A 19,106-nucleotide genomic window follows, 5' to 3' on the forward strand; every position below is an offset into this window, starting at 1 on the left:
CGGGTATATCGTTGTTGACTTGGGTACAAGGCTTGGTAATTTCTTTGAAAGATATTTCAATAATTCAAGTATTCTGTTGTATATTGATGGGTATCCTTGGAATATCGCTTTCGATCCGTTTGGTGAGACGAGAATATTTGATGTTTTCTGATATTTTCATTGTACTTTTGTTTTCTGTTGTTGGAGTATTCTCGAAAATTCCGATAGCGCAAATTGGGGCCCTTTTGGTAGCGTCATTGGTAACCTTACTGATGATTTTATCTCGTAATAAGCTGTCACCGAGAAAGTGGGTATAAATGATGCACAATGCAATCATGATTACTTTGGTTGGATTATATTCTTTGGTAGTTTTGTTTGTTTCTGTGGTCTGGTTGTTTTTTGCGAAGAAAAGAGAAAAGTCGGTTGTCAAACCACTTTGTATGACGGTTGTTAGTAGTTTCCTATTCCTCGGAAGCATTGTTATTGTAAGCTACTTAAAGTTCTGAAAATTTAGATGCTTTATTTATTTTGGATAGTAGTTTCTTATGATATGGTAATGGAAGCGAATAGGGTTATGACACTACCGATTAATGCGTTACTAATACGGTATATATCATAACTCTTTTTTTATTCATAAATGAAGTTAATTAGCAATAGTAGTCAATTAAGGAGGCAGTTCATTGTTAGAAGCATTAAAAAAAGAAGTCTATGACGCTAACATGTTATTACCAAAGTATGATTTGGTTACCTTTACTTGGGGTAACGTTAGTGCGATTGACCGCGAAAAAGGGTTATTCGTTATTAAACCAAGTGGCGTTGACTATGATGAATTAACCCCAGACGACATGGTCGTTGTTAACTTAAAAGGTGAAGTCGTTGAAGGCAAGTTAAATCCTTCCAGCGATACGCCAACACATACAGTTTTATATAATTCCTTCCCAGAAATCGGCGGTATTGTTCATACTCATTCTCCATGGGCCGTTTCTTTCGCAGAAGCTGGGCTTGATTTACCAGCGGCTGGCACAACCCACGCAGATACTTTCTACGGACCAGTTCCGGTTTCTGACGCGTTAACGCAAGAAGAAATTGAAGATGCTTACGAAGAAAATACTGGTAAAGTAATCGTACGAACTTTCAAAGAGCGTGGTATCAAGCCAATGGATGTGCCGGCCGTCTTAGTTCAAGATCACGGGCCATTCACTTGGGGTGCGACTGCTGAAAAGGCTGTCTACAACGCTAAAGTTTTAGAAGTATGTGCTGAGATGAGTTACCACACGATGATGTTGCAACAATTCGCTGGTCAAGCTAAAGAAGTTGGCACGCCACAATATCTGTTAGATAAACATTATTACCGTAAACACGGCGCAAACGCCTATTATGGACAAAAAAATAACTAATTGAGGAGTAAATATCATGTTAAAAGTACCTGATTATAAATTTTGGTTTATCGTTGGTAGCCAAGCACTTTATGGCGAGGATGATTTAAAAGCAGTTGAAAAAGACGCTAAAGAAATCGTTGCTAGCTTAAACGAAAGTGGTTCATTGCCTTATCCCGTTGACTTCAAAGAAGTTGCCATTGACGCTGAAACAATTACTAGCGCTATGAAAGAAGCCAACTTCAATGATGAGGTTGCCGGCGTTATTACTTGGATGCACACCTTCTCACCAGCTAAAAACTGGATTCGTGGAACTAAATTATTACAAAAGCCATTATTACATTTAGCAACTCAATTCCGTCAAGACATTCCTTGGGATACCATTGACATGGATTACATGAACTTAAACCAAAGTGCTCATGGTGATCGCGAGTATGGCTATATTAACGCTCGGTTACGTAAGAATAACAAAGTTGTTTATGGCTACTGGCGTGATCAAGAAGTCCAAGCTGAAATCGCTGATTGGATGAATATTGCCGTTGCATATAACGAAAGTTTTAAACTTAAAGTTTTGCGCTTTGGAGATACAATGCGCAATGTTGCTGTTACTGAAGGTGATAAAGTTGAAGCACAAATCCAACTAGGCTGGACTGTTGATTACTTCGGTATCGGTGATTTAGTTGAAGAAATGTCTCATGTTACCGAAGAGGATATTGATAAAGAATATGCTGACCTTGAAAGTCGCTATGATTTAGTTGTTGGCGATAACGATCCTAAGTTCTTTGAAGATCACGTTCGCTATCAATTACAAGAAAAGATTGCCATGGAACGCTTCTTTGAACGTGGTGGTTACTCTGCCTTCACAACGAACTTCGAAGATCTTTGGGGTATTAAGCAATTACCTGGCTTAGCAGTACAATTGTTAAATCGTGAAGGTTATGGCTTTGCTGGCGAAGGTGATTGGAAGACCGCTGCACTTGATCGGTTATTGAAGATTGTTAGCCATAATACTGATACTGGCTTTATGGAAGATTACACACTTGACTTACGGCATGGTCATGAAGTGATTCTCGGTTCACATATGTTGGAGGTTGATCCAACTTTGGCTAGCTCTAAACCACGTGTTGAAGTTCACCCATTAGGAATTGGCGATCGTGAAGATCCTGCTCGTTTAGTCTTTGATGGTCAAATTGGTGATGGTATTGATGTAACAATTTCTGATTTTGGTAACGAATTCCGACTAATTGGATATGAGGTTGATGCAAAAATGGCTGAAGCTTCTGCACCACACTTACCAGTTGCTCGGCAATTATGGACTCCTAAAATGGGACTAAAAGACGGCTCTACTCAATGGATTGAAAATGGTGGCGGCCATCACACGGTCTTCTCTACAAAAGTAACAATGCAACAAGTAGAAGATTTAACTAAAATGTTCGAATTGAAATTTATTAACATTAAATAAGTACTATTTCTTCCTCCTAAGAAACGTGAAAATTAGTTTAAAATCTTGATCAATGATTCAACGCTGTAGCAAAAGTGATTTGCTTGGATAATGGTCAAAAGGCTAAATATTAAACAAAAAAATAAAAGGGACTGGGATTTTTGTCCCAGTCTCTTTTATTTTTAGGCTCACAATAATTGTTCAATATTGTGAAATTGATAAAACAAACATGATCGAAATGATAATTATATTCGCTGCGATCGCGGATATCACGAGGTGTATGATGACAACAATTAAAGACGAAATTACCACTGGACAAACCGCCCTCGGTATTGAAATGGGTTCAACCCGAATTAAAGCAGTTTTACTTGGTTCTAACCATGAAGTAATTGCTTCCGGTAGTTATGCCTGGGAGAATCAATTAATCGATGGCTTCTGGACTTATTCCCTGGAACAAGTTTGGATGGGTATTCAGGCCAGTTACACTGAACTACGAACAGCGGTTGAAACTCAATACGGCGTTACTTTAACTAAAATTGGTTCTATTGGTGTTAGTGCTATGATGCATGGTTACTTACCATTTTCAACTGAAGATGAATTATTAGTTCCGTTTAGAACTTGGCGTAATAACACCACCGGTGAAGCTGCTAACCAACTTACGAAACATTTCGATTTTAATATTCCACAACGCTGGAGTATTGCCCATCTCTACCAAGCAATCTTAAATCAAGAACCCCATGTTAAACGAGTTAGCTTCTTAACAACCTTAGCTGGCTATGTTCATTGGCAATTAACCGGTGAAAAAGTCTTAGGGATTGGTGACGCTTCAGGAATGTTTCCGATTGATGAAGCGAGTCATAACTATGATCAAGAAAAGCTGGAAAAATTCAATCATTTAATTAATGTCTTAGGTTATTCATTCAAGGCCCAAGACTTATTACCTATACCATTATTAGCTGGTACTATTGCTGGTCATTTAACTGTTAATGGCGCGCATAAGTTGGATGTTAGTGGGCAATTAAAAGAAGGTGCAGTTATGGCGCCACCTGAAGGCGATGCGGGCACTGGTATGACTGGCACTAATAGTGTCAAGAAGCGCACAGGTAACATTTCTGCAGGTACCTCGGCATTTTCAATGGTTGTCTTAGATCAGCCATTATCTAACGTTCATCGTGATATTGATATTGTAACAACACCAGAAGGCGCCCCAGTGGCCATGGTTCACACAAATAACTGCACATCCGATGTCAATGCTTGGATGAAAATGTTCACTGAGTTCAGTCAACTTATTGGTTCAGACTTATCAGTTGATCAGTTATACGCTAAATTGTTCAATCATTCAGCCGATAACGGTGAGGACGATTGTGGCGGTTTAGTTAACTATGCTTATTTATCGGGCGAAAATATTACAGATGTTCAAGAAGGCCGGCCACTTTTCGTTCGAACACCTAATAGCCACTTTAATTTGGCCAACTTTATTAAGACACAAATTTATTCTGCTTTTGCACCATTAAAAATTGGAATGGATATTTTAACTAAAGAGGAAGGCATTACGACTGATTCATTAATCGCCCAAGGTGGTCTGTTCAGAACACCTATCGTTGCCCAACAAGTGTTGGCGGATGCTTTAAATACACCAATTACAGTAATGGCTAACGCAGGTGAAGGTGGTCCTTGGGGTATGGCCATTCTCGCCCAATTCGTTGTTGCTAAACAAGCCAATGAATCTCTGTCCGACTATCTTGACCATAATGTCTTCAAAGATCCCGAAAGCTCAACGATAACGCCAAACGCAGCCGGTGTGGCCGGTTATGATAAGTTTATTGATCGCTATAAAGACGGCTTGGTTGCTGAAACTGCTGCAGAGAAGATTACGGATTTGAATGATTAGAATAATATTTTTAATGACTTATTGATAATAAGAGAAATAGTGGTACCGTCTTACGGGTACAGACCAAAATGGCGAACCAATATTTTTGAAGCGAACGTAATGCCTGTTAATATTGATCACACTAAAAAAACGAGCCCGATCAAACTTAATAAGGTTTGACTTGAGTTCGTTTTTTGATGTGACTTGATAATTACGCTCGGTTAATCCAGACTTGCATTTCACCAGGTGTTCTATTTGCCCAAGCAAAGTATGGAATGAAGGTTAGCGTCTGATCTGGGGTAGCTAACTTTTGAACCGCTGAATAAAGGTCGGTAATTGTATTATTTATTTTTTGACCATGAGTTGTAATTTTAATGAATTTAATTGGCAAGTCAGTATCATCTAGCTCAGTAACAAAATTTGGTTGATTGGTTACGCTGAATTGAGCTAAATGTGGGCCATTATCAGCTTCTTCCAAGCAGTAAACCAAAGGCCCTCGCTCAATCGCAACTTTGCCAACATCGGCGGTAACTAATGGATTAGCTTGTGTTTGACGGACCGACATATTAAGCGTTAGTACAACATTTGTTGTGCCATTAGGAAGATCAGTTAAGTACCAATAGCCATTCTTTAATGTTGGTGTAATGAGTTGTTGATTAACTTTAATTTGATAATCGTCAATTGACCAACCGGGAATTCGAATAGCAATATCAGGATTATTGCCTTGAGTTGCTGTAATAGTAAAGTTGATCTTTCCAGACCAAGGATATTGGCTAGTTTGTTCAATTTTTATACCATTATCAAAGCTGGTCGTGTTACTGATGAATTGATCACAGAAGATAGTATTATTCGTAGTGGTATAAAGATATTGGTCCACAGAAGCAACTAATCGTGCCAAATTGGGTGGACAGCAGGCGCAGCCAAACCAATCAGCTCGTTGTACCTTAACATGAGACTTAGTCGGATCTTTCGCGCTGGCTTCTGGATTAACTTCAAGTGGATTAACATAGAAGAAATGTTTACCATCTAATGACATGCCACTAATTGTACCGTTGAAAAGTTCTCGCTCAATAATATCAGTAAATTCGCTATTAGGTTCGAGTTCTTGCATTTGTTTCGCAAAAAAAGTCATTGCACAGGAAGCACAAGTTTCGCAGTACATTGTGTCATTTGGTAGATCATAGTCAAAAGTAAAAGCTTCTCCAGCAACGGTTGAGCCAATCCCACCAGTGATATACATTTGTTTATTGGTAATGTTTTGCCAAAGACGTTGACAGGATTTTATTAAAGTTTGATCGTGATTTTGACGTGCAACATGTGCCATTCCTGTTAAAAGATAAGCCATTCTAACAGCGTGACCATCGGCAGTATCCATTTTGCGAACGGGTTTTTGATTCTGAAAGTATTTGGAACGAGGGTCGGGATCCATATTATTAAATAATTCAGAAATGTGTGCTGTTTCGCGTTCTAGCGCTTGTTGAGCGAAGAAATTTGGTTCAGTACCACGTTGGTCGATCATGTAGGCGGCCAAATCAGTGTATCGCGAATCAGCAGTTACTTCTGCAAGTTTGGCTAAGGCCAGTTCAAGTTCTGGATGACCAGGATAACCATGTAGTTTGTTTGTTTCAGGGCCAAAGTTATGATCAATACAGTTTGCCATCTTTATCGCAATATCTAATGCTTGCTGATTATGCGTTGTTTGATAATAAGCAACTCCTGCCTCAATATAGTGACCCATACAATAAAGCTCATGACTCATTGAAACATGTTTAAATTTTCGATCAGGTGATTCAAGCTGGAAATACGTATCTAAATAACCATCAGCCTCTTGTGCGTTTGCAATTAGGTTAATCAGACCGTCCGCTTTGTTTTGGAGTTCTTTGTCAGGTGCATAACGCAAGGCATAGGCAGTTGCTTCTAACCATTTATAAACGTCAGAGTCTTGAAACCAAAAACCGTAAAACTTTCCTTTTTTCAGGCCTGCGGCAATTTTTAAATTTTGAATGGCATGACTCTTCTCTGAGGCGTTTAAGGTATTAGCATTCTCCTGCTGAATAGTGACGTTAATTTCATCATTAATGACTGCCCACTGATAAGGAATAAGTTGATCTTTAACTAATCGACGGTAGTTGTTCCAAAAGGTATCAGTGATTTTGGTTGATAATTGTTTCATGACAATTCCTCCTTACTAATAAGATTATTGTAAGTGATTACATGAGGCAAAGAAACTGTTATAGTTGTAGAAAAAGTGGACGAAAACGACGAGGTACTAATGCTGATGAAAGTATTACAAATATCAATTAATCAACCAGTTAAATATTTGCAAAGTGGTCAATTTAGCGCAGAGCTTGGTTGGAAACATCATCAAATGACTCATCGTGAGGATACAGAAGTTATTATTGGTCTGAGTGGACGAGTGTTTCTACAAGTTTCTGGGCAGAAATATACAGTTGAAACTGGTGACGTTTTGGTGATTTTTCCTTGGGAAACAATTAGTGGCTATTTGGAAACAATTAAACCTAGTGAATTTATCTGGTTTCACTTCGATGCGGGTATGGTTGTTCTGAGTGATCATAACCATCACATGGTTCAGGAACAGACGGATAAACATATTTATTTACCACGATTCTTTCATTTAATCGCTGGCGAAAAGGCGGTCATTAGTGCAAAGCAGTTATTAGATGTTGCCCATAGTCAATATTTAGTTAAGAGCGCAGCCGATTACGCTACGAGTATGTTATTAATTGAGTTGGCCAATAATTACTGGCAACAAAGACAGGACATTTCTGGGAAGCAGAATTATATTAATCAAATTAAAGAATGGATTCGCGTCCAAATGGGACGTGATTTGAAGGTAGCTGATATTGCCAAGCAATTTGCAATTAATGCGGATTATTTAACGCGTATTTTCAAGGAAAATACCGGTATGACGGTTAAAGAATATATGAATATGGTGAAATTGGATAACGCGAAATACTTATTATTAACAACTTCAGACTCAATTCAGGAAATTGCTAGCCAATCTTTTTTTGAGGATCCTAAGTACTTTATGAGACTATTCAAAAAGAAGGTACAGTTAACGCCGCGACAATATCGCTTAGCGTATACGCATACCTTCTTAAATAACCAACAAGTGGATCCAGGCGTGGATATTCATTTTTTAGTTCAGTCCGTTGAGAATTCACGGTTACCAACTAATCGTGATAAAAATCAGCGCTAATGATTAGCCAATTTGTCGTTTGAACTTTTTAAAACCGAACAGTTGATCAACTTCAGTTAAGGCTGTTTGCGGAATTTCTAATTCTAACGCTCGTAAATTCTTTTCTAATTGTACCGGTTTACTTGCACCAGTAATTAAGCTGGTAATACGCTGATCGCGTAAAGCCCAGGCTAGTGAAAATGTCGCGAGGTCAGTGTTGAGCTCCCCAGCAATCTTAATTAATGCTTCGACTTTATCTAGATTAGCTGTGGTTAATAAATCGCGGATTTGTGATTGGTAAGTCGCACGAGAACCAGCAGGAATTTCCTGACCTTGTCGATACTTACCGGTTAATAATCCTTGGGATAATGGTGAAAAGGGGACAATTCCGATACCGAATTGTCCACAAACGTCCATTAATTCATGCTCAATATAACGATCGAAAATATTGTATTGCGGCTGAACAATACTAATTGGATTTAAATGATCACGTTGGATAATTAATTCTGCTTCTAATAGCTGAACAGGAGTCCATTCACTAACGCCGTAATAGAGAACTTTACCGGCATCAACTAAATCGCTTAAAGCCTTCAGCGTTTCTGACAATGGTGTTGTTTCATCAAAGCGGTGGCAGAAATATAAGTCTAAATAATCAGTCTGCATATTTTTTAACGATTGCTCAATCTGTTCAAAGATGTGCTTGCGCGAAAGTCCGCGATCGTTAATGCCACGACCAACCGGGAAATAAACTTTACTAGAGAGGACAAGTTCCTGACGTGGGAATTGTTTTAAGGTTTGACCTAGGAACTTTTCCGCTTCACCACCGCTATAAGCATCTGCACAGTCAAAAAAATTGATACCATTTTCAAATGCTAATTTAATTGATTGCGCGGCAAGATTTTGTTGTTCAGCGGTTGCAAGGTTAGTCATCCAACTTCCTAAGGCTAATTCACTGACTTTTAAATCATATTGACCAAGATTACGATATTTCATTTTTACATCCTTTCAATTACAATGTAGATTAGTAAATCGCTTACAATAGTAATCTAACACTTCAAGTATGCTTGAGGTAAAGTGTTTTTTAACAAAAAATAGAAATAAGAGGAAATATGAAAACTTATACAATTCGGGAACTAGCTGATCGATTTAATCTAAACATTTCAACGTTGCGTTATTACGAAGAGATAGGTCTGTTAACGGAAGTTGAACATCAGGCTGACCGTCGCATTTATAATGAATATCATTGCGATCGGCTACGGGCAATCGAATGTTTTAAGGCGACCGGTATGACGAATAAAGAGATTCAGTCTTTTTTTAAATATGAAACAGCTGACCCGCAAAACCTGGTACAAATTATTGAGCTTCTGACTAATCACGTTGACGAAACAGAGCGTGCACTACAAAAATTAACAGCAAATCTCGCCAACATCAAACGCAAACTGGCTTATTATCAAGATATTGAAACTTGCCAGGTCAAAAATTTACCGAGCCCTGACTGGTGTGATTATTTGCAACGCCAATTTGATTAGTAATGATTCAATGAATGAATACAATAAAAAGCGAATAGGATAACAAATAATGATTAATTTAGGTGAAATAATCGGAACATATTTAATGTTGATGATTGGTTTGGGAATGGGGATGTATTTAAAGTCTACGCGCCACGTTGTCATTGGTTTATCGTGGGCGTTGGCCATCTTTGTTGCTTCGGCAATTGGTACGCAATTCGGTACGGCAGACATGAATCCGGTCTTTTCAATTCATGCGTTTATGCAAGGTCAACATTCAGCCGGCTTTTTGGCCGGTCAGTTAATTGGTCAGGTAATCGGAACATTATTGGCCGTGTTTTGTTTAGCAGCACTTTTTGATCGTCAACGTACTTTACCACTACAGAATTATGCTGCAGTACCTAATAATTCACACGTTATTGTTAACACAGTTCTAGAAATGTTAGCAACAACCAGTTTATTAATTGTCGCCGGCTTTTTAAGTGCCACTATTAAAATTGACCTGCTGCGGTTTCTGCTGATTGGGCTTTATATTGGGGTAATTATTACGTTGTTATGTAAGCGAACGGGTGCTTCTTTTAATCCAACGCGTGATATTTTACCTCGCTTTTTCTGGTATTTGACAAGACAGCAACCCCGAGATTATTCACTTGTAAAGCGTGGGTTAATTTCATCCAATCTCGGCCCATTATTGGCGTTGATTTTGGTGCAATTTATTTTCAAAAAATAATTAAAAAGAGTCTGGGACATTAACACGTCTTGATAGTTGAATAGGCTAATGATGAATAATAACCACTAAACGTGTTCTCAAAGTTGGATAAGTCTAAATCAAAAAATCTCTAAATCCAAATTTGGATTTAGAGATTTTTCAGTATAACTCACCTTGTCTAACCGGTTTTTATTAATTATATTGTGTGAATTACTGCTTGGTGATTCCCACACGTAAAATTGTTTTACGTTTTGCTTCCGGTACTTTGCGGAAGTCAGATAAATAAATCTCCTTGTGGTTCATACTGGTCCGTTGATAACCAGCGGCGGTAATGAAGTCGGCTAGTTTTGCAAAGCTCGCCGGCTCATCATCGAAGGAGCCAACATGGAGGATCATCGCAACCGATCCTTCAGTAATCGTTTCAAACTTTAATTGATTTAACAACTCAGGCGCTGTTTTTTCCTGAACCATTGTAAGTGCTTGTTCAAAAACGGTCTGATCAACAAAACTTGGTTGTTTAATCATGATTTTGTATTGTAAAAAGTTTTTATTGAGAGGACCTTCGCGATGGCCTTCAGCCAATGACCAAAAACCTTCTAACGGGTAAACGGTATAGTCAAAAGCACCGGGGAATTCAATGCCTTTTTTAGGTGCCATTCGAATTGCGTAACTAATTGGATAGAGTGCTTGAATTTTGGCCGCAAATTCTGGACCGTTGGGATCACCTTCACCAGTGATTGTAATAAAGTTTTGTGCGGGTAAGGTGATAATCGAGGGTGTCTTCTTCAAAGGATAGATTTCTTTTTCGTCTTTGCGCCAAGTAACTTTTTCCATGATAATTAGGCCTCGTTTTGTGAGTAATTTTTTATTCGAAGGCGCGGGTTGCGGTAACAGCTTTACACCAGCCTTGATATAATTGTATGCGTCGTTCTGCATTCATTACGGGTAAGAAGGTTTGTCCACTTTGATAAATGTTGTGGAGTTCTGTGATATTTTGCCAATAACCAACGGCCAAACCGGCTAAAAAGGCGGCACCTAGGGCGGTTGTTTCTAAGTTGTGAGAACGTTCGATGGGAATATTAAGAATATCAGCTTGAAACTGCATGAGATAATTGTTATTGGCAGCACCACCGTCAACGCGTAAAGAGGGAATTGTCATTCCTGTATCTTGGTTCATTGTGTCAATGACATCACGAGTTTGATAAGCCAATGATTGCAAAGTTGCTTTAATAAAATCATTGCGTGTGGTGCCTCGAGTCATTCCAAAAACAGCACCGCGGGCATCGCTATCTCAATAAGGTGCGCCTAAACCAGTGAAGGCTGGCACCACATAAACTTCATCATGACTTTGCGAGTTTAACGCAGCTGTTTCAGACTCAGGGGCAGAATTGACTAAGCCCATACTATCACGCAGCCATTGAATTGCCGAGCCGGCTACAAAGACGGAGCCTTCCAAAGCGTAATGAATATCACCGTTAAGACCGTAGCCGATTGTAGTTAACAAATTATGTGCCGATAATGTGGGTTTAGTGCCAGTATTCATCACAATAAACGCGCCGGTGCCGTAAGTGTTTTTGACCATTCCGTCGTCTAAAGCTAATTGGCCGAACAAAGAAGCTTGTTGATCACCAGCCATGCCAGCAATGGGCACGCGACTACCGTAGAAATGATAAGGCATTGTTTCGCCGTAGACTTCAGAATTAGAACGAACTTCAGGCAAGATAGCGGCAGGAATATTTAAAAGATCTAAAATTTCTTGATCCCATTTTAAGTCATGAATATTGAATAGCATGGTGCGACTGGCGTTCGTATAATCTGTAACGTGAACCTCACCGCCGGTTAATTTCCAGACTAACCAAGAATCAATTGTGCCAAATAAAAGTTCACCGTTCTCGGCTTGCTGCTGAGCACCGGGAACATGATCCAAGAGCCAGCGGATTTTAGTTGCAGAAAAATAAGCGTCAATGATCAGACCGGTTTTTTCGTGGATTAAATTGGCATAACCGTCCCGTTTTAATTGTTCAGCGATGTCACTGGATTGCCGTGATTGCCAAACAATGGCATTGTAAATTGGCAGGCCCGTCTTTTTATTCCAAACGACGGTTGTTTCACGTTGATTAGTAATGCCGATGCCCTTAATCTGAGTTGGTTGAATACCAGAATTAATAAATGTACTGGCAATCGTGGATAAGACCGCGTTCCAGATTTCATTGGCGTTATGTTCCACCCAACCTGGTTGAGGGAAATATTGGGGAATTCATTTTGGACCTCCGCAATTTTTTGACCCTGATGATCAAAAATAATTGCACGTGTACTGGTTGTTCCTTCGTCGATCGACATAATATATGAATTTGCCATAGGCTGGCTCCTTAACGGTTAAAGTTAGTGAACTAATTGACTTAAATAGTGTGCGAAGAAAGTCGGAATGACAACGAGCATTAAGAAAGCAATGAAAAAGTTCGTCCTTTGAACTTTTTCATTGTAGGCCTAAACGATATTGTCAAACTTTCGGAGCACGTTTCAATCACATTTTACCGCAACTCGCCAACCGCGCAAAGGTGGCCCACATTCATTATTTCAAATTAATATTTATCATGTGTGCATTATCACCATTTTTGGCCGCGATTTTCACTTCAAGTGGATGGGTTAAATCGAACAAATGATAATCAAGTTCAACATCTTCACTGGCATCGGTAGCTAAGAGGTCATTAAGGTCGTTGCCGTGATCGGTCATAATCAATTCTTCATCGTTTTGAAAGACTTGAACCTTAAGTAAGTCGGAAAATTTGGCCTCTTCGGTGGTTCGATTGAGCCAAGTTAAGTCCAACTGCAATTCTTCTGCTTCAATTTCGGCATTTATTTCTGTAACTACGAAATTATCCCAGTTCAGTGAATGTGTTAATAAGGTGATATCCTGTCGACTCGTCGTACTTAAAGTCAGATTTTCCTCATCAACGGCGGCTTCTTCAACGGAGTTTGTGGTTGTATTGGTGGCAGTTTGCGAATTTGATCCGGTGTCGTAATTGGTTGAGCTAGTCGTTTTTTCACCGCAAGCACTAAGTGTCAGTGAAATAAGCAGTAGCAGTGCAACAAGTGCGTTTTTTGCCATCTTAATTCCTCCTGAGCATGAATAAATTACCTTTGTTTTCAGAATAAAAGATTGCCAGTGTTCATACAAGAAAAACGCTAGTAAATATTAAATTGGCGGTTGAAAGCTTAAACTTTTGTAGTTTAAAAACCGGAATGTGCGCGTTGTCGTGGCGGCGAAGAAATACCACTTAGTTAGCAAGATAAAGACTAAAACTGTTATGCTATTCTTCGCGCTTCCGCAAAGTCGCTCATGGAGCGTGGTGGATGCTGCTTGAAGCCAATCGAAGATTGTCTTCAAGACAGGTCTTACTGTAAGCAATAAATTGCTAACAGTAATTTCACCACTGATGGCAACTTTGCTCCAGCGCTGACAAACATGTGGTTGAAACATTTCCAATTTTTGGAAGTATAAAATTGCAGTTACGTTGAACCACAGCTCTTTCGTTAGTGCCGGAGGGAAATCGCGGTCAGCCGCGGAATTATTGTTAGTGGCTATGCCACTTACAGTAAAGCTTGTGTTTGAGACGATTTGATTTTTAATCGGCTCAAACCAATGCTCGCAGCGTTCCACCAGCGATTTCCCGGAGGCACGAAGAAATACAGCATAACAGTTTTAGAATTAAGCTGATTAGATTTCAGAAGCAACCATGTTTGCGAATTTTTTTGCAAATCTGAGGAAAATTAAGTAATATTAGTCAGTATAGTTATTAAGCAGATTGTTTTTGTTATTGTACAGTGTATATAAAACAGGTATTATCACAGCAATTATTCCACCAAAATTAATCATCAAGGGATGTTTTTTATGGCTGATTTAGTTTATCATCGGCTTTTAACGACTTTAAAGAAGAATATTATGGCGGGCGAATATCCGTCATTGAAGCTACCTGACGAGCGTTCATTGAGTGAACAATATGAGATCAGTCGCAGCTCTGTTAAGCGCGCCTTGAATATCCTGGCTGATCAGGGTGTTGTTTTTAAGAAGCGTGGTTCGGGCACATTTATTAATCCACTATATTTAAAGAATCGTTCTGTTTTTCATTACAATAATGGTTCTAACTTAGGGGTTACGGACAGTTTTCAAATGAACGGGCGTAAACCTGGCATTAAGTTACTGGACTTTCAAGTTATCAAACCAGATAAAGAATTACGTCGGGATTTATTTTTGAGTCATGATGATTTTGTTTATGAAATCAAACGGCTTCGTTTATTTGATGATCAACCGTTTATGATCGAGACGGGTTATATTCCCATTAAAATTATGCCGGAATTAACGCGGGAGATTGTGTCAGGCTCGATTTTTAATTATTTGCAAGACGAAAAAAATCAGGCCGTTACCAAATCTTATTTAACGATTTCGGCGGAACCATCAACTGACGAGGATCAGCAGGAATTGCACCTAAAACCGGTTGAACCGGTTGGCGTCATGGCTGGTATTTTCTTCTTAGACGATGGCACGCCGTTTGAATATTCACGAATGCGGCTGCATTATCAGTATATGAAATACAATACGTTTGTAACTTTAGGCGAGGAATAAATTAAAACAGCATTGTTGTTAGCTTGCGGCTAATGGCGGTGCTGTTTTTATTTAGTCAATCTAACAATCGCTTCGCAGTTAGGTTAAAATAAAGGTAAATTGAATCGCTATTACAGATCAGCAAGCTTAGTAATTGAGTGTGCCGAGCAGAGAGGGAGGCTAATTCTGCAAAAAATTTCAGCAGCGTGGATTGATTTGAAGGAGCAGGCGCAACATGGTACTGCGCAATTCCCATTAGGTTGGTATCCGCATATGAATAGCTCGTGGCAAGGTTATTTCTTCGTTCCGCACTGGCACGCTGAGTTAGAATTGATCATTATTGAAAGTGGCACTATGGAGTTAGTTGTGCAGGGTAAGTCTTATATTTTGCTAGCAGGTGAAATTGCCTTGATTCCGCCCAATGTTTTGCATACTGCTTATCGATTGCAAGAGCGCGCTTGTACTTTTTCTTGTGTGGTGTTTGTGCCTAAGTTTATTGCCAGTGCTAGTGCTGACGAGCTGCAAACCGAATTATTGCAGCCACTTTTTAGTGATGGTGTTGGTCCGTTAAGGTTAGAAAAGAGTGCCGGAGATTTCGAATTGAAGCGGGAATTGGATTTATTAATGATGGCGTTAGATGGTCAAAAATACTATGACCATTTACGGGCGAAAGGCTTGTTATTACAAATCCTCGCCATCTTATTTGCTGATAAGGAGGACTGGGTTAAAAGTTCAGTTCCGTCAGAATTGCGATCACGGCGAGAAAAGCTAATTTTACAATTTTTAGAAATTCACTACGCTGAAAAACTAACACTTGCGGATTTGGCGAAAGTTTTAAAGTTGAGTAAAGAGCAATTCTCGCGCTTCTTTCGTCAATCATTTCGCCGTAGTCCGTTTCAATATTTAATCCAATTTCGTCTGCAAAAGGCCTGCCAATTACTAATTAGTGGGGATCACACAGTTACTGAAATAGCAGAGGCATGTGGGTTTGAAAGCAGTAATTACTTCGCACGAGTATTTAAGGAGCATTTCAATCTGAGTCCGACTGAGTTTCGCCAAAAATGACAATATGATGCTAAAGGATGCCAAGAAATTCAAGGCAGCCTTTTTTATTTGGCGGTACAATCAACTTATTTAATATTGTAGTCACACTAAATCTTGGCGGAATGGATTCGCGAGTTCGGTCAAGTTAACGCTGATAAGCAAGGAGAAAATGGAATGACAATATTTCGCAAGGGTCAAAATTATTTAGAGATTCAAAATAATAATGAAACCGTTCGGGTAATGCCGTGGGGAGCTAATAGTTTACGCGTCATTGCAGTTCCAAATGGGCCAGTGGAACTAACAGAGGCGGCGTTACTACCACCTGTCGAAAATCAAGCGCAGGTTACAATCACAATCGGTGACCAGCAAGCTGAAATTAGCAATGGTCAGATTAAGAGTGTTGTTGATCGTGAAGGCTGGTCTAACAACTTTGGTCGAATTGCATTTTACAATCAAAATGGCGAACTATTACTCGAAGAAGCAGATGGTGGCGGGGCTTTGAATAAGACACCACGGAATTTTCGTGCCCAAATTGGTGGCGACTATCGTTTAACTGCCACTTTTAAGGCCAACGATGGTGAAAAAATTTACGGTATGGGACAATATCAGCAAGATTTCCTTGATTTAAAAGGTTGTAACTTGGAATTGGCCCACCGGAATTCGCAAGCTTCAATTCCGTTTTACGTTTCCAATCATGGCTATGGTTTTTTATGGAATAATCCGGCCATCGGTACTGTTTCATTCGGTTCGAATACAACAGAGTGGCGCGCCGATAGCACCAAGCAGCTTGATTACTGGATCACTGCTGGTGATAAGCCGGCCCAAATTGAGCAACAGTACAGTAGTGCCATTGGTCGTGTGCCGATGATGCCAGAATATGGGTTAGGTTTCTGGCAGTGCAAGTTACGTTACGTCAGTCAAGACGAAGTTTTAGAAGTAGCCCGTGAATATCATCGGCGCGGTATTAAAATTGATGTGTTGGTGATTGATTATTATCATTGGCCACGTTGTGGAGATTTCCGGTTTGACGAGAATTTCTTCCCAGATGTTAAGGCGATGGTAGCCGAATGTCGTTCTTATGGAATCGAATTAATGGTGTCGATTTGGCCACAAGTTGATCACCGTAGTGAAAATTATCATGAGATGAAAGAAAAAGGTCTCTTGGTTCAAACGGTTCATGGCGTTGATGTGCAAATGGTTTTTCATGGCAATAATGTTTTTTATGATCCAACTAATCCGCAGGCTCGCGAATTTGTTTGGCAAAAAGTTAAAGAAAATTATAGTGATGCTGGGGTTCGTTTGTTCTGGTTGGACGAAGCAGAACCGGAATACGGCACCTATGACTATGATAATTATCGTTATTATGCAGGCAGCGTTTTGCAAAAGGGTAATATTTTCCCACGTGAATATGTTCGTGGCTTCCATGAAGGTGAAGCCCGTGATTTTGGCGAAAATACAATTAAGTTAGTTCGTTGTGCTTGGGCTGGTAGCCAACGTTATGGTGCGTTAGTTTGGTCTGGCGATATTCATTCAACTTATCAAGACTTTAGAAACCAAGTCGTGGCCGGCGTGCAAATGGGATTGGCCGGTATTCCTTGGTGGACAACTGATATTGGTGGCTTCCATGGCGGTGATGTTCGTAAGCCAGAATTTCAAGAGTTGTTGATTCGTTGGTTCCAATATGGTGCCTTTAGTCCAGTTATGAGAATTCACGGTTCTCGGTCACCACACCGAGAAATTTTCAAAGCTGACGGCGAACCTACTGAAGCAAGCGGTGCAGCAAATGAAATTTGGAGTTACGGCGAAGCCAATTATGAAATTATGAAGAAATTTATCGGCATTCGCGAATTAATGCGCGATTACACACGCGATTTAATGAAAGCTGCCCATGAAAGTGGCGCGCCAGTTATTCGGGCGATGTTCTATGAATTCCCAGATGATCAGTTGACTTGGGATTTACAAGACCAATATTTATTCGGACCAGATGTTTTAGTGGCACCAATCTTGACGGCTGGTGCGCAAAGTCGCAAAGTTTATTTGCCGGCCGGCAGTCAGTGGACTGATGCTCGTGATGGCAAAGTTTATCAGGGTGGTCAATGGGTTGAAGCAGTTGCCAGTATTGAAACACTACCAATTTTTCTCCGTGACGGACGCCAATCATATTTAATTAGTCAGATTTAACGCAACTAAACTTAAAAACTGTTTTGTTGTTAATGGTCGAGTGCTAAAACTGTTAGTTTGTGATTGTTCGTACCTCCGGGAAATGCGCCAGTGGAACGCTGCGATCATTGGTTTGAGCCGATTAAAAAACAAATCGTCTCAAACACAAGCTTTATTGTAAGTGGCAGAGCCACTAACAATAATTCCGCGGCTGACCGCGATTTCCCTCCGGCACTAATGAAAGAGATTTAGTACAATTTAACTGCAGTTTTATGCTTCTAAAAGTTGGAAGTGATTCAACCACACGTTAATTCAGCGCTGGAGCAAAGTTGCCATCTTGTTTGTTAAGTGGCGGAAAATAAATACCGCGCAGTAGTGAAATTATTGTTGGCGATTTATCGCCTACAAACAAGACCTGTCTTGGAGACAATTTTGTAAAAATTGGCTTCAAGCAGTGTCCACCACGTTCCAGCGAAAGTATTTATTTTCCGCCACGGCAACACGCCACATTTCATATGCAACTTTGCGGAGGCGCGAAGAATAGCAAAACAACAGTCACTATTTTGGTAAAACTGCTTCAGCATCAAGTATTTTGTCGTCGCCGCGTGAATGCTAGCTGAAGCCATGGAGAAGAATACAATCCAATTTCAATGGGCCTAAATCCAAAAGCGGATTTAGGCCCTAGTTATTTTAAGAAGTCTTGTCGAATCAACTATCTTATTCTTTTGAGAGTGAAGTTAAACTACGGATAAAATGGAGTAAAAGACATCGCTTACATTTGTGACGTTAATGCGTTAAGCTATGGTCATCAAGAATAGATTTCTAAAGGAGTGATCGGGTGGCTCAGCAAATTGAAATCAAACCATTTACAAATGAATCAGCATTATTAGTATTGGCCTATGGTCCGACACATTTAGACGACAACCTGAAGTTGATGTCGGTTGCCGAATTGAATAACTATTTACAAAGTCATCAAGTATTTTTATCAGCCGGATTAGAAAGCTTGGCGACATTTCAGCAACGGTTGCTAGCCTCGGACTTTCCAAATCTATTTGGTGTCTGGCATGCCCAACAATTGTTAGGCTACATTTTGCAAACGGATCGAGAGAATTATCAAACCAGTGACTTTCCTGACGAAATTGCTCACCAAGTCGTTGATTTTATTGCAAGAAAACAATAAAAAAACAGTTAAATCATGTAAAAAATTGTCACTCATG

At 39.7% G+C, this 19,106-nt stretch carries 15 protein-coding genes and 1 pseudogene; 10 read left to right on the plus strand and 6 right to left on the minus strand.

Annotated elements, in window-relative coordinates; all coding sequences use genetic code 11:
* Positions 1–659: 659 nt before the first annotated feature.
* From EKM65_RS01980 to EKM65_RS01990, 3 genes are all read left to right on the plus strand, one after another.
* Positions 660–1,376 (plus strand): L-ribulose-5-phosphate 4-epimerase, encoded by a 717-nt coding sequence (locus tag EKM65_RS01980; protein ID WP_125604972.1) that lies wholly within the window; start codon positions 660–662, stop codon positions 1,374–1,376.
* Between the two features lie 16 nt (positions 1,377–1,392).
* Positions 1,393–2,817 carry an L-arabinose isomerase gene (gene araA / locus EKM65_RS01985; RefSeq protein WP_125604974.1) on the plus strand — a complete coding sequence of 475 codons (1,425 nt, stop codon included), beginning with the start codon at positions 1,393–1,395 and terminating at the stop codon, positions 2,815–2,817.
* A 259-nt stretch (positions 2,818–3,076) separates the two neighbouring features.
* Positions 3,077–4,687 carry a xylulokinase gene (locus tag EKM65_RS01990; protein WP_125604976.1) on the plus strand — a complete coding sequence of 537 codons (1,611 nt, stop codon included), beginning with the start codon at positions 3,077–3,079 and terminating at the stop codon, positions 4,685–4,687.
* A 190-nt stretch (positions 4,688–4,877) separates the two neighbouring features.
* Here EKM65_RS01990 and EKM65_RS01995 read toward each other — a convergent pair whose 3' ends face one another.
* The gene (locus EKM65_RS01995) at positions 4,878–6,839 is read right to left on the minus strand and encodes a glycoside hydrolase family 127 protein (protein WP_125604978.1); all 1,962 of its coding nucleotides are present in this window, start codon (positions 6,837–6,839) and stop codon (positions 4,878–4,880) included.
* Between the two features lie 99 nt (positions 6,840–6,938).
* Between EKM65_RS01995 and EKM65_RS02000 the strand changes: the two genes are divergently transcribed.
* Positions 6,939–7,886 carry a helix-turn-helix transcriptional regulator gene (locus EKM65_RS02000; RefSeq protein ID WP_125604980.1) on the plus strand — a complete coding sequence of 316 codons (948 nt, stop codon included), beginning with the start codon at positions 6,939–6,941 and terminating at the stop codon, positions 7,884–7,886.
* Positions 7,887–7,889: 3 nt separating this feature from the next.
* Here EKM65_RS02000 and EKM65_RS02005 read toward each other — a convergent pair whose 3' ends face one another.
* Positions 7,890–8,858 carry an aldo/keto reductase family protein gene (locus EKM65_RS02005; protein WP_125604982.1) on the minus strand — a complete coding sequence of 323 codons (969 nt, stop codon included), beginning with the start codon at positions 8,856–8,858 and terminating at the stop codon, positions 7,890–7,892.
* 116 nt (positions 8,859–8,974) lie between these two features.
* Here EKM65_RS02005 and EKM65_RS02010 point away from each other — a divergent pair, with 116 nt between their 5' ends.
* A complete protein-coding gene (locus EKM65_RS02010; protein WP_125604984.1) occupies positions 8,975–9,394 on the plus strand; it encodes a MerR family transcriptional regulator in 420 nt (139 codons plus the stop codon).
* A 49-nt stretch (positions 9,395–9,443) separates the two neighbouring features.
* Positions 9,444–10,103, plus strand: coding sequence for an aquaporin (locus EKM65_RS02015; RefSeq protein WP_125604986.1), 660 nt, complete (start codon positions 9,444–9,446; stop codon positions 10,101–10,103).
* A gap of 189 nt (positions 10,104–10,292) precedes the next feature.
* On the opposite strand, the gene EKM65_RS02020 is transcribed toward EKM65_RS02015, so the two are convergent.
* The 3 genes and pseudogenes from EKM65_RS02020 to EKM65_RS02030 all read right to left on the minus strand — a co-directional run bounded on the left by EKM65_RS02020 (position 10,293) and on the right by EKM65_RS02030 (position 13,191).
* Positions 10,293–10,916: a GyrI-like domain-containing protein gene (locus EKM65_RS02020; protein WP_164506774.1), complete on the minus strand. Its 624-nt coding sequence runs from the start codon at positions 10,914–10,916 to the stop codon at positions 10,293–10,295.
* Positions 10,917–10,947: 31 nt separating this feature from the next.
* Positions 10,948–12,440, minus strand: a pseudogene (gene glpK, locus EKM65_RS02025) (glycerol kinase GlpK).
* A gap of 214 nt (positions 12,441–12,654) precedes the next feature.
* Complete coding sequence (locus tag EKM65_RS02030) at positions 12,655–13,191, minus strand: hypothetical protein (protein ID WP_125604988.1); 537 nt, start codon at positions 13,189–13,191, stop codon at positions 12,655–12,657.
* A gap of 783 nt (positions 13,192–13,974) precedes the next feature.
* Here EKM65_RS02030 and EKM65_RS02035 point away from each other — a divergent pair.
* The 3 genes from EKM65_RS02035 (at position 13,975) to EKM65_RS02045 (ending at position 17,910) form a co-directional block, all read left to right on the plus strand.
* Positions 13,975–14,706, plus strand: coding sequence for a GntR family transcriptional regulator (locus EKM65_RS02035; protein ID WP_125604990.1), 732 nt, complete (start codon positions 13,975–13,977; stop codon positions 14,704–14,706).
* A gap of 195 nt (positions 14,707–14,901) precedes the next feature.
* Entirely contained in the window at positions 14,902–15,750 is an 849-nt protein-coding gene (locus EKM65_RS02040; protein WP_125604992.1) for an AraC family transcriptional regulator, read from the plus strand.
* A 153-nt stretch (positions 15,751–15,903) separates the two neighbouring features.
* A complete protein-coding gene (locus tag EKM65_RS02045; protein ID WP_125604994.1) occupies positions 15,904–17,910 on the plus strand; it encodes a glycoside hydrolase family 31 protein in 2,007 nt (668 codons plus the stop codon).
* Between the two features lie 286 nt (positions 17,911–18,196).
* Here EKM65_RS02045 and EKM65_RS11130 read toward each other — a convergent pair whose 3' ends face one another.
* Positions 18,197–18,340 carry a hypothetical protein gene (locus tag EKM65_RS11130; RefSeq protein WP_164506775.1) on the minus strand — a complete coding sequence of 48 codons (144 nt, stop codon included), beginning with the start codon at positions 18,338–18,340 and terminating at the stop codon, positions 18,197–18,199.
* Positions 18,341–18,727: 387 nt separating this feature from the next.
* Between EKM65_RS11130 and EKM65_RS02050 the strand changes: the two genes are divergently transcribed.
* Positions 18,728–19,069, plus strand: coding sequence for a hypothetical protein (locus tag EKM65_RS02050; protein ID WP_125604996.1), 342 nt, complete (start codon positions 18,728–18,730; stop codon positions 19,067–19,069).
* Positions 19,070–19,106: the final 37 nt, after the last annotated feature.

The organism is Lapidilactobacillus bayanensis (genome assembly GCF_003946695.1).
GTDB lineage: Bacteria > Bacillota > Bacilli > Lactobacillales > Lactobacillaceae > Lapidilactobacillus > Lapidilactobacillus bayanensis.

Bases quoted from the DNA above. Each gene is read 5' to 3' on its own strand.
- araA (WP_125604974.1), top strand. From the start codon at position 1,393: ATGTTAAAAGTACCTGATTATAAATTTTGGTTTATCGTTGGTAGCCAA.
- EKM65_RS01990 (WP_125604976.1), top strand. From the start codon at position 3,077: ATGATGACAACAATTAAAGACGAAATTACCACTGGACAAACCGCCCTC.
- EKM65_RS01995 (WP_125604978.1), bottom strand. From the start codon at position 6,839: ATGAAACAATTATCAACCAAAATCACTGATACCTTTTGGAACAACTAC.
- EKM65_RS02000 (WP_125604980.1), top strand. From the start codon at position 6,939: ATGCTGATGAAAGTATTACAAATATCAATTAATCAACCAGTTAAATAT.
- EKM65_RS02005 (WP_125604982.1), bottom strand. From the start codon at position 8,858: ATGAAATATCGTAATCTTGGTCAATATGATTTAAAAGTCAGTGAATTA.
- EKM65_RS02010 (WP_125604984.1), top strand. From the start codon at position 8,975: ATGAAAACTTATACAATTCGGGAACTAGCTGATCGATTTAATCTAAAC.
- EKM65_RS02015 (WP_125604986.1), top strand. From the start codon at position 9,444: ATGATTAATTTAGGTGAAATAATCGGAACATATTTAATGTTGATGATT.
- EKM65_RS02020 (WP_164506774.1), bottom strand. From the start codon at position 10,916: ATGGAAAAAGTTACTTGGCGCAAAGACGAAAAAGAAATCTATCCTTTG.
- EKM65_RS02030 (WP_125604988.1), bottom strand. From the start codon at position 13,191: ATGGCAAAAAACGCACTTGTTGCACTGCTACTGCTTATTTCACTGACA.
- EKM65_RS02035 (WP_125604990.1), top strand. From the start codon at position 13,975: ATGGCTGATTTAGTTTATCATCGGCTTTTAACGACTTTAAAGAAGAAT.
- EKM65_RS02045 (WP_125604994.1), top strand. From the start codon at position 15,904: ATGACAATATTTCGCAAGGGTCAAAATTATTTAGAGATTCAAAATAAT.